The sequence below is a fragment of the Sphingomicrobium sp. genome (assembly GCA_036563485.1).
In the GTDB taxonomy this organism is placed as follows: Bacteria; Pseudomonadota; Alphaproteobacteria; order Sphingomonadales; family Sphingomonadaceae; genus Sphingomicrobium.
Map to the genome: position 1 here is coordinate 1,365,118 of DATCMI010000001.1, position 12,850 is coordinate 1,377,967.

A 12,850-nucleotide genomic window follows, 5' to 3' on the forward strand; every position below is an offset into this window, starting at 1 on the left:
GCGCTTACGCGGATGCAAGGAAGGGCGCTATCACTTCCGGCGGAACCCGGATCGGCCGCCCGCTCGCTTTGTCGATAATGGCCCAATGAGTGCGGGCGCGAACGCAGACTTTCCCATCGGCGTTCACGAACTCGACGAAGCGATCGAACCGCGCACCCTGCGGCGCATCGCCGACCCAGGTGCGCCCCGTCACCTGGTCGCCCTCAATCGCGGCGCGAAGGTAATCGATCTCGTGCCGGACCACGACCCAGAAGTAAGCGGCGTCATGCGCCGGATCGGCAAGGCTGCGCCAATGCTCGACCGCAACTTCCTGAATCCACTGCACCCAGACCGCATTGTTCACGTGCCCAAGTTCGTCGATGTGCTCCGCCCGCGCGGTGAACTCACGCTCGAAGATGGGGCGGCTCATTGCACCTGCGTCAGGATGAAACCGTAAGTCTCGGCGATCTCGTGCAGCTTCTCCCAGCGCCCCGACTTGCCGCCATGCCCCGCGCCCATGTTGATTTTGAGCAGCAGCAGGTTCTGGTCGGTCTTATAGGCGCGGAGCTTCGCCGCCCACTTCGCCGGTTCCCAATAGGTGACGCGCGGGTCGGTGAGGCCGCCGGTGATCAGCAGCGGCGGATAATCCTGCGCCTTCACCTGGTCGTAGGGCGAGTAACTGCGGATGGTATTGAACGCCGCTTCGTCGGTGATCGGATTGCCCCATTCCGGCCACTCGCCCGGGGTCAGCGGAAGCGTGTCGTCGAGCATGGTGTTGAGCACGTCGACGAACGGCACGTCGGCGACCACGGCGCCCCACAGGTCGGGATCGCTGTTGACGACCGCGCCCATCAGCTCGCCGCCTGCCGATCCGCCGTTGATGGCGATGCGGCCCGGCCTTGTGAACTTCGCTTCGGCCAGCCCTTTCGCGACATCGACGAAGTCGTTGAACGTGTTGGTCCGCTTGTTCAGCTTGCCGTCGAGAAACCATTGGTGGCCGAGGTCGTCGCCGCCGCGGATGTGGGCGATCGCGCAGGCCCAGCCGCGGTCGAGCAGGCTGATGCGGTTCGAGTTGAACACCGGCGGGATGGCGTGGCCGTAGGCGCCATAGGCATAGAGGAACAGCTTGCCTTCGCCGTCCTTCTCGAACCCGCGCTTGTAGACGACCGACACCGGCACCTTCGCACCGTCGCGCGCGTCGACCATCAACCGCTCGGTCGCATATTGCGACGCGTCGTAGCCGGATGGGATCTCCTGCACCTTCAGCACCTCGAGTGCGCCGGTCTCGGGCTTGTAGTCGTAGGTCGTCATCGGCGTGACCATCGACGAATAGCCGAGGCGATAGCTGGCGGGCGCGAACTCGGGATTGCCGTGGAAGAAGGCGCTGTAGCTCGCTTCTGCGAACGGGATCCGCGTCTCCTCGCCGGCGTAGGTCCGCAGCACCAGCTGGTCGAGGCCATCGACCCGGCTGCTGATCGCCAGGTGATCGCGGTAGGAGGTTACCCCCGTCAGATAGACACCGTCGGAACCCTCGATGACGGTCCGCCACTCGCCCGGGCTCGCAATGTCCGCTTTCGCGAGCCGGAAGTTCACATGGTCATCGTTGGTGTGGATCCACAATTTCCCGTGCGCCACGTCGACATGATATTCGCGGTTCGCCTTGCGCGGCGAGATCAGGGTCAGCGGCTGCGACGGGTCGTCGGCTGAAACGAAGCGCACTTCGCTCGTCGCATTGTCGCCCGTGGCAACGAAGATCAGGCTCTTGTCCTGCGATTTTCCGAGGCCGACCGTAAAGCCGAGCTCTTCGGTTTCCTCATAGATGGTAACGGCTTCATCGGCGGGGCGGCCGAGCCGGTGGTAACAGGCGCGGTAGCTTCGCCAATTGTCGTTGACCTCGGTGAACACGACGCCGCCGCTGTCGCTCGACCATAAAGGCTGGCCGATGCCGACCTTGGTCACCGTGTCGATGTCCTCGCCCGTCGCAAGGTCGCGAATGCGGAGCTCGAACCGCTCCGACCCATCGTAATCGGCTAACGTCGCCAGCAGCTTGCCGTCCGGGCTCACTTCCAGCGCGCCGAGCCGGAAATACTCACGCCCTTCCGCTTCGGCCGGCTCGTCGAAGATGACCTGCTCGTCCGACCCGTCGAGCTTCTTGCGGTACCAGCTGCGATATTGCGCGCCGGGCTTGAATGCCCACCAGTAGAGGAAGTCGCCGTCCTTCAGCGGAACCGAACTGTCGTCTTCCTTGATCCGGCCCTTCATCTCTTCGAACAAGGTGTCGAGCAGCGGCTGGTGCTGTCCCTTCCACTGATCGAAATAAGCGTTCTCGGCCGTCAGATAGGCGAGCACGTCCTCGTCGCCGACGTCCGGATAGTTGGGGTCGCGCAACCAATGCCACGGGTCCTCGATGGTCACGCCGTGGCGTTCGTAGCTGTACGGGCGCTGCGCGGCGGTCGGCGGGCTTGGCATTTGTGCGGGCTTGTCCATGCCCGAGCGAAAGCAAGAGCGCCGCGACGCGTCCACCCCTAATCCGCAAACCGAGCCCGCGCCGCGCCGGCCCAATGTTGGGAATTTTTCCCGCAACGGCCGTGGCGCGCTTTCCCAATCTGCACCGGACCAAATGAAAAAACCGCAGTTCTGCGCCATTGGCACATTGTTTGAATAGTGCAGGCTACGACCCGCATGAAGCGGGAAATGAAAAGGGGAATTGAAATGATCCAGTCTTCGCTCAAGCGCTCGCTCGTCGCCATCGCCGCCGCTCTTGCCATGAGCAGCGTCGCCGTCGGCGCCGCCGTCGGCCCGGCCCAGGCCGCCAGCACCAGCGTTGAAGTCCGTGCATAAGCTGCAGCCGGCGTCGGCGACGCGCCAGGCCCATAAGTCCGCGGCGACCAAGATCCCGGCGCAGGTTTTCGGTGTCATGGCGCTGACCAGTCTCGGCACCTTCGCGACTCTCGCGGGGACGTACAGCCTGTTCTTCTGATCGGCGCAGCCAAGGCGCCTGGCGCCGATCAGGAGATGATCGGCAAGAGGAGGGTTATCGTTCGTCCTGCCGGGTCTCCATCCGGTCGCGCAGAGCGCTGAGCATCACCAGGCCGGCCGCCGCTGCCGCGATCGGCAGCATCAGCGGGTTTGTCTGTGCCTGGAGCAGCAGGCTGGTCTTGCGGACGAACACATCCTGGTCGCCGCGCGTGTCGCCATCCTTCCTGGGCGCATCGAGATTGTCGCGCATGACCGGATCGCCGGGGTCGCCGGGCTTCTGCTGGATCTCGACGCCGAACTGCTCCATCGCAAAATCCGTCAGGCGCGGCGCCACCCGGCCGGCGAGCGAGATCAGCCAGCCGCTTCCGCCGACATAGATGTGGCGGCGCTGGTGTTCGCAGGCGAACAGGATCGCATCGGCAACCAGCTTTGGATCGTAGAGCATCGGCGGCAGGCGCGGCGGCTCGTCCATGTAATTGCGTGCATGCTCAGGGTAGGGCGTGTTGATCGAGCCTGGCTTGATCAGCGTGACGGATACCGGCGCGCCATCGCGCTCCAGTTCCATGCGCAGGGCGTCGGTCGCCGCCTGCACCGCTGCCTTGGTGGCCGAATAGGGCCCCTGGTAGATCATCGCCCGGTCGCTGAGCACCGATCCCATGTTGACGATCGCGCCGGCGCCGCGGGCGCGCAGGTGCCGAGCCGCCGTCAGCGATCCCATCAGAAGCCCGTGATAATTGACGTCGAAGATCCGGCGGTGGTCCTCCATCGGCACTTCTTCCATGCTGCCGTAGGTGGCGGCGGCCGCGTCGTTGACCCAGCTGTCGAAGCCGCCGAACCGCTCGATCGCCGTTTGCGCGATCCGCTCGACGTCCGCCGGGATTGATACGTCCGCGACGCATACCGCGGCTCGGCCCCCGGCGGCCTCGATCTCCGCTTGTGCTTTCTCCAATGCTTCGCGGTTGCGCGATGCAAGCACCAGCGCGGCGCCGCGCCGGGCGGCCTCCAGCGCAGTCGTAAGGCCGATGCCGCTGCTTGCACCGGTGATGACAATCACTTGTTCTTCTAAAGGCTTGAGCCGAACCATCGTGCACCTCTCCCAAACCCAAGCGGCTGAGGCGGGCAGGGGTTCCTACCGACTTTCGGGCTGGTGCCGTGAGCGGTGGGCCCTTCAAGAAACTGCCGCGGTAGACTAGCTGAGGGGCAAGGGAGCCAAGCCATGTCCACCTATGCCGATCGCCTCAAAGCCCTTCGCGAGCAGCTCAAAGCCGACCGCCTCGACGGCTTCGTCGTTCCGCTGACCGATGAGCATATGAGCGAATATGTCGGCAGCTATGCCCAGCGGCTTGCCTGGCTGACCGGCTTCCAGGGCTCGGCAGGCGCCGCCGTCGTGCTTCCGGAGGAAGCCGCCATCTTCGTCGACGGCCGCTACACGCTGCAGGTTCGCAGCCAGGTCAGCGCCGACGAGTGGAGCTACCAGTCGGTGCCGGAAACCAGCACCACGCAATGGCTCGAAGAGCATGCGCCGGAAGGCGCGCGGATCGGCTACGATCCCTGGCTCCACACCCGGGACTGGGTGAAGAAAGCGAAGGACGCGCTCGCCAGCCGCGGCGCCGAACTGGTCCCCGTCCGCCACAATCCGATCGACCGCGTGTGGGCCGACCGCCCTGAAGCGTCAAAGGCTCACCTGGTCGTCCAATCCGACGAGCATGCCGGCAAGTCGGCCGCCGAGAAGCGGACCGAGGTCGGCGACTGGCTGGCCAGGCACAAGGCCGACGCCGCCGTGCTCTCCGCGCTCGACTCGATCGCCTGGGCTTTCAACATCCGCGGAGCGGACGTCAGCCGCACGCCGGTCCCGCTCGCTTATGCGCTCGTCCACGCCGACGGCACCGCCGATTTGTTCGTCGCCTCGGAGAAGGTCGGTTCCGAAGTGCGCCAGCATCTCGGCAACGGCGTCCGGCTGCACGAGCGCGCCGATTTCGAAGGGGCGCTCAGCGAGCTCGGTGGCAAGACCGTCGTCGTCGATCCCGAGCGGGCCGTCGCTGCCATCTTCGATGCGCTGGAGCGCGCCGGCGCCAAGGTGCTGCCGCTGCGCGATCCGACGATCCTTCCGAAGGCGATCAAGAATCCGGTCGAAATTGCCGGCCAGCGTGCGGCCCAGGCCCGCGACGGCGCGGTCATTTCCAAATTCCTTCGGTGGATCGACGAGGAAGCGCCCAAGGGCGAGGTAGACGAGCTGAAAGCGTCCGATCACCTCGAAGCGCTTCGCCGTGAGAATCCGGAGCTTCGCGATCTCTCTTTCGACAGCATCTCCGGCGCGGGGCCGAACGGCGCCATCGTCCATTACAAGTCGAGCGAGAAGACCAACCGCAAGCTCGAAGCCGGCACGCTCTACCTGATCGATTCAGGCGGGCAGTATGTCGATGGCACGACCGACATCACCCGCACGGTGCCGATCGGTGAGCCGACGGACGAGATGCGCGACCGCTTCACCCGCGTGCTCAAGGGCCACATCGCCATCGCCACCGCCGTGTTCCCGAGGGGCACGCGCGGCACCCAGCTCGACAGCTTTGCCCGGCGCCCATTGTGGGATGCTGGCGTCGATTATGCTCACGGCACCGGTCACGGCGTTGGCAGTTTCCTCTCGGTCCATGAGGGCCCGCAGCGCATTTCCCCGGCCGGCAGCGCACAGGCGGGCGGCGACGAGCCGCTGCAACCGGGGATGATTCTCTCCAACGAGCCAGGTTATTACAAGAGCGGCGAATACGGCATCCGCATCGAGAATCTGGTGCTCGTCGTCGAGCGTAAGATCGAAGGCGCCGAGAAGGAGATGCTGGGCTTCGAGACCTTGACCTTCGCTCCCATCGACCGCCGCCTGGTCGACCCGCGCATGCTCGATCCCGAAGAGCTGAGCTGGCTCAACTGCTACCACGCCGAGGTGCTGGAGAAGATCGGACCGAGCCTATCTGGCGCGGACCTCGATTGGCTGCGCCAGGCCTGCGCCCCCATCGAGGTCGAATGACAGAGGCGCGCTCGCTCGCAGACTTCCCGATCCATCTCGGCCTCGGCGCCAGCGCCGTTGCCGAACCGCAGTTCAGCGGGATGGACTGGTACGAAGCTTATGCGGAGCGCCACGCGGAGGACATGGACGAAGGGCGGCTGGTCAGCTTGTTCCGCTTCGACGAGCCCTGGACGAGCTGGGAAATGCACCCCCACGGCGAAGAGGTGGTCCTGTGCCTGGAAGGCCGCATGACGCTCCATCAGGAAAACGCGGATGGGTCGGCGGGAAGCGTCGAGCTCGGCTCGGGAGATTATGTGATCATTCCGCGCGGCACCTGGCACACCGCCGATTGCGACGGATCCGTGACGGCGCTGTTCATTACGGCGGGGAAGGAAACCGAGCACCGGCCGCGCTGAGCGGAAGCTAGCTTCGGAGGCGCGCCAACAGTCCCGGGCGCGCGATCGGTTCGAAATTGCCGCCCGCGCTTTCGGGATCCAGCGCTTCGGTCTTCGCGACTTTCTTCTCGATGAGATTGGGGCGATCGGGCTCGACCGTGACGAGGCCGCGGCCCTTGCTGCTTGCGAAGGAGTCGATCGTCGCGATCAGCGAACCAGTGTCGGCAAAGCGCGCGGCAATCTTGTCCACGCCGACGCCGAGATGTTCGGCCAGCAGGTCGCAGCGCAGGCGGGCGATCGCGTCCTCGACGTCCGGGCGGCCGGCGGAATCGATCATCAGGTCGCATTCGCTGTCGAGGCCCATCGACCGGTTGTTGAAATTCGCCGAACCAACCCGGAACTGCCGGTCGTCGACGATCATGATCTTGGAATGAACGTAGATCGGCTCGCGCTCCTCGCTCACAGGATAATAGATGCGCATCCGGTTGTTCGGATCGTGCCGGCGAATACTGTCCAGGAGCTCGGCACGCGCTGGGCTCATCACCTCGTCGTCAAGCCAGCCGCGGCCGCTTGACGGGTTGACGATCACGAACTCGGGCGGGTCGTCCTCCTGGAGGCGCTCGGCGATGGCTTCGGCGATGACGCGCGACGCGAAATATTGGTTCTCGGCATAGACGAAGCGCTTCGCCTCGCGGATCATCTTCAGGAACAGCGCCTCGATCTCGCGGATCGCAGCCTTGCCGTCATATTCTGCACGGGTGCGGGCGATGGCGATCTCGACGTCCCGAAAGTCGGTCTGGAGCTGTTCGGGCCATGGGTCGCCGCTCGCACGCGGCGGATGGATCGGATCGCCCCCCGCCGCCTTCCACCGTTCGCGCGAAAGGTCGCCGAGCGCGGCAGCGACGGCGGAATCCACCGCCATGCTGGCGTCGTGCCAGGGATCGTAGCGGCGGTTGGTCGTCGGCCGGCGGCGATGGTCGTCGCCGTCGACATGGCCGCGTGTGTCCCAGCGTTCCGCGGTCATGTCGATGCCGCCGCAAAAGGCGAGCTTGTCGTCGATCACGACGATTTTCTGGTGGTGGCTGGCGCCGGTCGCGTGGGCGCCGTCGAGCTTGAAATGGATTTGCTTGCTGGAAGCCCAGCGCAGCAGCCGCAAGGCGGTCGTCCCGCGGCCGAGCAGGCTGATCGCGCCGACGTCCCACTTGAGGATGTAGATTTGCAGGTCCGGGCGCTTCTTCGGCAGCCAGGAAAGGAACTTGCCGAGTTCGGTCGGGGCGCCGTCGTCCGCATCATAGTCGAGGCAGATGCGCGTATCGAAGTCCCAGCCGATCAGCAGGATCTGCTTTTCCGCCCGCATCATCGCCTGACGCGCAATGCGGAAATAATCGGCGGCATCGACGATCAGGCTGGCGCGCCTGGCCTCCTCCGTCCGCCACTGCGTCGGGCTCTCGGCGTTCGCCTTCTTCGGTGGGGCTTTGCCTGCTCCCTTCCTGTCTATCCCGCCCGGCATTCAAACTCACCCCTGACCAGCGGTCGACGCGCCCTCTTGGAACGCGGGTTGTGCCGCTCTCGTTGCTACGAAGCAATGAACGATGTGAAGAAACCGGCGACGGCCGCGGCGAGAGCAGCGGCTTGGGCTGTGCACGCCTTTTCGGCGACCGGCGCGGTGCTGGCGCTCTTCGCGACCTTCGCCGTTTTCGATCAGCGGTGGACCGAAGCGATGCTGTGGCTCTTCGCAGCCCTGGTCGTGGACGGCGTCGATGGAAGCCTGGCGCGGGCGGCCAGGGTGAAGGAACTGGCCGGGCGCGTGGACGGCGACGCGCTGGACCTCGTCATCGACTATCTGAACTACGTCTTCGTGCCGTCGCTGTTCATGATCCAGGCGGGGCTTCTGCCGCCCGCTTTTGCCTTGCTCCTGGCCGCGCTGATCCAGCTGTCATCGCTCTACGTCTTCGCACGACGCGACATGAAAACGGCCGACAATTATTTCCGGGGGTTCCCGGCGCTGTGGAACATCGTTGCGCTGTACATTTTCGCAGCGGGCGTTGGACCGGCAGCCGCCGCCATCATCGTCCTCGTTCTTGTGGCGCTCACCTTCGCGCCGGTGCACGTCGTGCACCCCTTCAGGGTGCGGGACTTCGGATGGTGGCTGCCGGCGCTGTCCTTGCTGTGGGCCCTATCCACCCTCGCCTTGCTGTTCCAAATCCCGGACGAGATGCGGCAGCCGCTGTTCATCGCCTCTTCCGCATCTGCTATCGTGCTGGTGGGGATGGGCTTGCTGCGGACGGTGCACGGCGATTTACGGCTTCGGCAGTCCCCGCAACGGCCTCAAGACGGAAATGGTGCTGCCGGTGAGGATTGAACTCACGACCTCAGCCTTACCAAGGATGCGCTCTACCACTGAGCTACGGCAGCACTGTCTGGAGGACGCGCGGCCTATGGCCAAGGCCCCGCCGCGCTGTCAAGGAAAAGGGCGTGAAAGAGAAAGACGAAAAGGCTGAACGGCTTGCCGCCGCCCTGCGCGAGAATCTGAGGCGCCGCAAAGCCCAGGTTCGCGCCGCAGAGGAAGCCCGCAAGGATCCGGATCAGCCGTAATCGGCTTCCAGCAAGCCTTCGATGACATGGTGCTGGATGATGGGCTCGAGCTCGTCGGCGATCCGGCAGGTCAGATGGTTCCGAACCACGGCCGGCAAAGCGTCATAATAGGCCTTCGTCACCTGTAGGTCGTGATGATTGGCGTTGGTCGCGTCTGGCGCGTCGACGCCGACGACCAGCACCGGCCGCGCCTGGTTCGACCGGTTCGCGGTTCCGCGGTGGATGGTCAGCGCGGAGCGTGCTGAAATGTCGCCGCGCTGCGGCAGCTTCTGGACCGCGCGGTCAATGTAGCGCTGCCATAAGGACTTGTCGGGGAACATGTCGTCCTTAGCGCCGGTGATGTCGTCCCACTGCGTCCCGAGCGCGATTTCGAACGGCCCGTGTTCCGGACGGGTATCGACGGTGGTGAGATTGAAGGCGAGGCTGTTCAGCCGTCGGCCGGTCACCGTTGCGTCCGGCGCCTTGAAATCGCGGTGCCACGGCTGGTCCGCGGCGCCCGGGAATGGAATGTCGAAGCCGATCTCGACGATGCGATAATCCTTGGTCAGCACCGATTCGCAGACTGCGACGAACCAGGGGTGACTGGCGATCTCCACGAAGCCGCGGATCCGCTCCGGCTGTGTCTCGACGTACCAGCGCTCGGGGCCACGCGGCAGCGCGCCGCCGGGCACCTGCCGCGCTTCCTCGTAGAGCGTCATCACGTCTTCGTAGAGGCGGTCGGCAAAGTCGGCGGAAAAGGCGCCCTTCAGCCCGATGATGCCGTCGCCGTAGAGGCCGCCCATGATCTCGGCGACGTCATATTCGTTGTTCACGCAATCGCTCCCGTGAGTCGCGGAGGTGAACCTATCACCGGCGGCTTGCCATGCGAGTGGCATTCGGCTTGGGGAGCGGGCCCATGCGATTTTTCTCCGACAATGCGGCTCCCGCGCACCCGAAGGTGCTGGACGCCATCGCCGCCGCCAACCGGCTCGACACCGCTTATGATGGGGACGAGTGGAGCCGGCAGCTCGATGCCGCCTTCTCCAACCTGTTCGGCACCGAGGTTCGCGCCTTCTGGGTAACCACCGGCACGGCAGCCAATTGCCTTGCCCTGGCGGCGCTGTGTCCGCCGTACCGATCGGTCCTGTGCCACCGCGAGGCTCATATCGAAAATGACGAGGCCGGCGCGCCGGGCTTTTTCACCGGTGGCGCCAAGCTGAACCTGCTCGGCGGAGAGGGGGCGAAGATCGCACCCGACGCGGTCCGCGAAGCGATCGGCCGCATTCGCAGGGACGTGCACCAGGTCCAGCCGGCGGCGATCTCCATCACAAACGCGACCGAATATGGCCTCGCCTACCGCGCCGCCGAAGTCGCGTCGCTCGGCCAAGTCGCGCGGGAGCATGGCCTTGCGCTGCACATGGACGGCGCTCGCCTCGCCAACGCGCTGGCGAGCACCGGCGAGACTCTCGCCGATACGACTTGGCGCGCCGGCGTCGACGCCTTGTCGTTCGGCTTCGTCAAGAATGGCGGGCTCAATGCCGAGGCGCTGATCCTGTTTAGAACCGAGCTTGCCGACCAGGTGGCGGTGCGGCGCAAGCAGGCGGGGCATCTGCTTTCGAAGGGCCGCTATCTGGCCGCGCAACTGCTGGCGATGATCGAAGACGGCCTCTGGCTCGACAACGCTCGTGCCGCCAATGCCGCGGCCCAGCAAATCGCCGGCGCAGCGCCCGACCGCCTCGTTTATCCGGTCGAAGCGAACGAGATCTTCCTCAAGGCCAGCACCGAGGAAGCGGCGCACCTCCGCGGCCTCGGCTTCGATTTCTACGACTGGGCGCCGGGTGAGATCCGGCTGGTGACCAGCTGGGACCAGAAGGGCGAAGCACTCGATCGCCTCGCCGCTGCCATCGCCTCGCTGTGAGCGAAGTGCACGGGTCGACGTTCAGGTCAATCGTCCTTCCCTTCATCATCTTCACGGCGATCTGGGGCTCCACCTGGATCGTCATCCGCGACCAGCTCGGCACCGTGCCGGCGCATTGGTCGGTCGCTTACCGGTTCGTACTGGCGACTCTTGCCATGGCATCGCTGACGCTGTGGAAGGGCGACAGCCTGCGCCTACCCGCCGCCGGCATGGTGATCGCTTTGGCGATGGGCTTCTTCCAGTTCGTCGTGAACTTCAACGCCGTGTACCTGGCGGAACATCATATCACGTCTGGGCTGGTCGCCACGGTCTTCGCGCTGCTCGTCATCCCCAACAGCCTGCTCGCCTGGGCCTTCCTCGGCCAGCGACCGAACGCACGTTTCGTGTGGAGCTCGCTGATCGCGATTGGCGGCACGGCGCTGCTGTTTGCGAACGAGCTGCGGGCGCATCCCGCACGAAGCGGCGACATCCTGCTGGGCATCGGCCTGACGCTGATCGGCATCCTTGGCGCATCCGTCACCAACGTGTTCCAGGCTCGTGAGGAGGTGAAGCGCTTCCCACTCTTCACCTTGCTCACTTATGCGATGGGCTTCGGCGCTCTGATCGACGGCGCCATCGCCTTTGCCGCTTCTGGGCCCCCGGTGTTCGACCCGCGCCCCGGCTACTGGCTCGGTCTCGGCTATTTGGCAGTCTTCGCCTCGGCACTCGCGTTCAGCCTCTACTTGCCTGTGGTGCGGAAAATCGGCCCCGGCAAAGCCGCTTATTCAAGCGTCCTCGTGCCGATCATCGCGATGAGCTTTTCGACCTGGCTTGAAGGCTATCGCTGGACCCCCCTCGCGGCGGCCGGCGCCGCACTGGTGCTTGGCGGAATGCTCGGTGCGCTCAGCCGTGACCGAGTGAAGGTGCCGGCTCCGGACGCCGCCTGAATGCGTTGAAGGCGCATGCCTTCGACCGTCATCCGCCGTTTCGTCTACTGCCCGGACAATTGCGAGCTGTGGGTCGAGTTCAACAGCGGGCGCCGTTACGTCTATTCGGACGTCCCGAGCGAGGTTGCGGATACCTTCCGCAGCGCCTTCGCTAAGGGCGTCTACTTCAACACTCGGATCCGCGACCGCTTTGCGTGCCGAGAAGTGCCGCACGAAGAGGCGCCCGAGGAAGCGACGGGACGCTAGCGAGCAGTCCAGTCGATCCGCTCGATGTGCCAGCGGCGCTGCGCCTCGGTTGACCCCGGTACGTCGTTCACGCGACGCAGAATGATGTTTGCGGGGCGGCTGAAGCCCTCGCCGTAGAAAACGACGGGAACGGTCGTGTAGACCGAGCCGGCCGCTCCTTCCGCGGCGCCGAGGTTGCCAATCTGCAAATGTGTCGTGCGTCCGCCGAACTGGCGCGCGAACGCCTCCGCCGCTCGGCGGTCGCCCCACTCCTCGGCGGCGTTCGGGAAGTGCCCAGCCTCAAGCAAAGCGCCATAGCTTTGCACGACCTGCCCTGCCGCTTCGACGCTCTTCGGATCGATGGGCCCGCGCGGCTCTTCAAGGATCGTTCTTGAGCTTTCCTGTCTGGCAGCCGGCGCCACCGTCGCAGTAACCGGGCGCTCGCTGCCGTTCGCCGCGGCGGGTGCCTCTTCCCGTACGCCGCACGCAGCGAGACCGACGGAGAGCAAAAGCGCCGGCACCCGCGGAATACTCATCAAACCACCCTTCTTCGATCGTTGGAACCGCGCGTGCGGCAGTTCGTTCGTTTCGCCAGCAAAACATAGCAGAGAGGGAGAGTTTCCATGGCCGACAGAGATCGCGACGAGGTTGAGCGCACGACCATCGTCGAGACGGACGGTGGCGGCGGTGGCGGCGGTGTCCTTGCCGTCGTTCTTCTCATCATCATCGTGCTGGCCCTGCTGTGGCTGTTCCGCGACAACCTCGGCTTTGGCGGCAACACGACCAACGTGAATGTCCCGGACAAGATCGACGTCAACGTAAACGGCAGCTGAGCGCGGGCGGGATCGCGAGTCAC

15 protein-coding genes and 1 tRNA gene are annotated in these 12,850 nt (G+C 65.2%); 9 read left to right on the plus strand and 7 right to left on the minus strand.

Annotated elements, in window-relative coordinates; genetic code table 11:
• Window positions 1-4: 4 nt before the first annotated feature.
• Together VIL42_07120 and VIL42_07125 are read right to left on the minus strand one after the other, a co-directional pair.
• Window positions 5-409 (minus strand): thioesterase family protein, encoded by a 405-nt coding sequence (locus VIL42_07120; protein ID HEY8592620.1) that lies wholly within the window; start codon window positions 407-409, stop codon window positions 5-7.
• Window positions 406-2,466: a S9 family peptidase gene (locus tag VIL42_07125; GenBank protein ID HEY8592621.1), complete on the minus strand. Its 2,061-nt coding sequence runs from the start codon at window positions 2,464-2,466 to the stop codon at window positions 406-408. The genes VIL42_07120 and VIL42_07125 overlap by 4 nt, the downstream gene beginning before the upstream one ends.
• 225 nt (window positions 2,467-2,691) lie before the next feature.
• Between VIL42_07125 and VIL42_07130 the strand changes: the two genes are divergently transcribed.
• Both VIL42_07130 and VIL42_07135 read left to right on the plus strand, forming a co-directional pair.
• The gene (locus tag VIL42_07130; protein HEY8592622.1) at window positions 2,692-2,820 is read left to right on the plus strand and encodes a hypothetical protein; all 129 of its coding nucleotides are present in this window, start codon (window positions 2,692-2,694) and stop codon (window positions 2,818-2,820) included.
• Window positions 2,813-2,959, plus strand: coding sequence for a hypothetical protein (locus VIL42_07135; protein HEY8592623.1), 147 nt, complete (start codon window positions 2,813-2,815; stop codon window positions 2,957-2,959). The genes VIL42_07130 and VIL42_07135 overlap by 8 nt, the downstream gene beginning before the upstream one ends.
• Window positions 2,960-3,013: 54 nt before the next feature.
• Here VIL42_07135 and VIL42_07140 read toward each other — a convergent pair whose 3' ends face one another.
• Window positions 3,014-4,042 (minus strand): SDR family oxidoreductase, encoded by a 1,029-nt coding sequence (locus VIL42_07140; GenBank protein HEY8592624.1) that lies wholly within the window; start codon window positions 4,040-4,042, stop codon window positions 3,014-3,016.
• A gap of 132 nt (window positions 4,043-4,174) precedes the next feature.
• Here VIL42_07140 and VIL42_07145 point away from each other — a divergent pair, with 132 nt between their 5' ends.
• Window positions 4,175-5,977 carry an aminopeptidase P family protein gene (locus VIL42_07145; GenBank protein ID HEY8592625.1) on the plus strand — a complete coding sequence of 601 codons (1,803 nt, stop codon included), beginning with the start codon at window positions 4,175-4,177 and terminating at the stop codon, window positions 5,975-5,977.
• Complete coding sequence (locus VIL42_07150) at window positions 5,974-6,372, plus strand: cupin domain-containing protein (protein ID HEY8592626.1); 399 nt, start codon at window positions 5,974-5,976, stop codon at window positions 6,370-6,372. The genes VIL42_07145 and VIL42_07150 overlap by 4 nt, the downstream gene beginning before the upstream one ends.
• A 7-nt stretch (window positions 6,373-6,379) precedes the next feature.
• On the opposite strand, the gene VIL42_07155 is transcribed toward VIL42_07150, so the two are convergent.
• Complete coding sequence (locus tag VIL42_07155) at window positions 6,380-7,861, minus strand: phospholipase D-like domain-containing protein (GenBank protein HEY8592627.1); 1,482 nt, start codon at window positions 7,859-7,861, stop codon at window positions 6,380-6,382.
• A gap of 156 nt (window positions 7,862-8,017) precedes the next feature.
• On the opposite strand from VIL42_07155, the gene VIL42_07160 reads away from it, so the two are divergent.
• Window positions 8,018-8,713 (plus strand): CDP-alcohol phosphatidyltransferase family protein, encoded by a 696-nt coding sequence (locus VIL42_07160; GenBank protein ID HEY8592628.1) that lies wholly within the window; start codon window positions 8,018-8,020, stop codon window positions 8,711-8,713.
• Here the strand turns inward: VIL42_07160 and VIL42_07165 are convergent.
• Together VIL42_07165 and VIL42_07170 are read right to left on the minus strand one after the other, a co-directional pair.
• Window positions 8,692-8,766, minus strand: a tRNA-Thr gene (locus VIL42_07165). The two genes, VIL42_07160 and VIL42_07165, sit on opposite strands and share 22 nt — an antisense overlap.
• A gap of 170 nt (window positions 8,767-8,936) precedes the next feature.
• Window positions 8,937-9,758: a phytanoyl-CoA dioxygenase family protein gene (locus tag VIL42_07170; protein ID HEY8592629.1), complete on the minus strand. Its 822-nt coding sequence runs from the start codon at window positions 9,756-9,758 to the stop codon at window positions 8,937-8,939.
• Between the two features lie 83 nt (window positions 9,759-9,841).
• Between VIL42_07170 and VIL42_07175 the strand changes: the two genes are divergently transcribed.
• Genes VIL42_07175 through VIL42_07185 form a run of 3 tightly spaced genes read left to right on the plus strand, consistent with a single transcriptional unit; the run spans window position 9,842 to window position 12,015 of the window.
• A complete protein-coding gene (locus tag VIL42_07175; protein ID HEY8592630.1) occupies window positions 9,842-10,843 on the plus strand; it encodes a beta-eliminating lyase-related protein in 1,002 nt (333 codons plus the stop codon).
• Entirely contained in the window at window positions 10,840-11,769 is a 930-nt protein-coding gene (locus tag VIL42_07180; protein HEY8592631.1) for an EamA family transporter, read from the plus strand. The genes VIL42_07175 and VIL42_07180 overlap by 4 nt, the downstream gene beginning before the upstream one ends.
• A 15-nt stretch (window positions 11,770-11,784) precedes the next feature.
• On the plus strand, window positions 11,785-12,015 hold the full coding sequence (locus VIL42_07185) for a KTSC domain-containing protein (GenBank protein HEY8592632.1): 231 nt from the start codon (window positions 11,785-11,787) through the stop codon (window positions 12,013-12,015).
• Here the strand turns inward: VIL42_07185 and VIL42_07190 are convergent.
• Window positions 12,012-12,530: a hypothetical protein gene (locus VIL42_07190; GenBank protein ID HEY8592633.1), complete on the minus strand. Its 519-nt coding sequence runs from the start codon at window positions 12,528-12,530 to the stop codon at window positions 12,012-12,014. The genes VIL42_07185 and VIL42_07190 overlap by 4 nt on opposite strands.
• Window positions 12,531-12,617: 87 nt before the next feature.
• Between VIL42_07190 and VIL42_07195 the strand changes: the two genes are divergently transcribed.
• Window positions 12,618-12,827, plus strand: coding sequence for a hypothetical protein (locus tag VIL42_07195; protein ID HEY8592634.1), 210 nt, complete (start codon window positions 12,618-12,620; stop codon window positions 12,825-12,827).
• Window positions 12,828-12,850 lie beyond the last annotated feature (23 nt).

What these genes read in the sequence shown, in the direction of transcription:
- VIL42_07190 (HEY8592633.1), bottom strand. Translation starts at nt 12,530, where the DNA reads ATGAGTATTCCGCGGGTGCCGGCGCTTTTGCTCTCCGTCGGTCTCGCT.
- VIL42_07130 (HEY8592622.1), top strand. Translation starts at nt 2,692, where the DNA reads ATGATCCAGTCTTCGCTCAAGCGCTCGCTCGTCGCCATCGCCGCCGCT.
- VIL42_07175 (HEY8592630.1), top strand. Translation starts at nt 9,842, where the DNA reads ATGCGATTTTTCTCCGACAATGCGGCTCCCGCGCACCCGAAGGTGCTG.
- VIL42_07140 (HEY8592624.1), bottom strand. Translation starts at nt 4,042, where the DNA reads ATGGTTCGGCTCAAGCCTTTAGAAGAACAAGTGATTGTCATCACCGGT.
- VIL42_07145 (HEY8592625.1), top strand. Translation starts at nt 4,175, where the DNA reads ATGTCCACCTATGCCGATCGCCTCAAAGCCCTTCGCGAGCAGCTCAAA.
- VIL42_07120 (HEY8592620.1), bottom strand. Translation starts at nt 409, where the DNA reads ATGAGCCGCCCCATCTTCGAGCGTGAGTTCACCGCGCGGGCGGAGCAC.
- VIL42_07150 (HEY8592626.1), top strand. Translation starts at nt 5,974, where the DNA reads ATGACAGAGGCGCGCTCGCTCGCAGACTTCCCGATCCATCTCGGCCTC.
- VIL42_07195 (HEY8592634.1), top strand. Translation starts at nt 12,618, where the DNA reads ATGGCCGACAGAGATCGCGACGAGGTTGAGCGCACGACCATCGTCGAG.
- VIL42_07155 (HEY8592627.1), bottom strand. Translation starts at nt 7,861, where the DNA reads ATGCCGGGCGGGATAGACAGGAAGGGAGCAGGCAAAGCCCCACCGAAG.
- VIL42_07185 (HEY8592632.1), top strand. Translation starts at nt 11,785, where the DNA reads ATGCCTTCGACCGTCATCCGCCGTTTCGTCTACTGCCCGGACAATTGC.
- VIL42_07125 (HEY8592621.1), bottom strand. Translation starts at nt 2,466, where the DNA reads ATGGACAAGCCCGCACAAATGCCAAGCCCGCCGACCGCCGCGCAGCGC.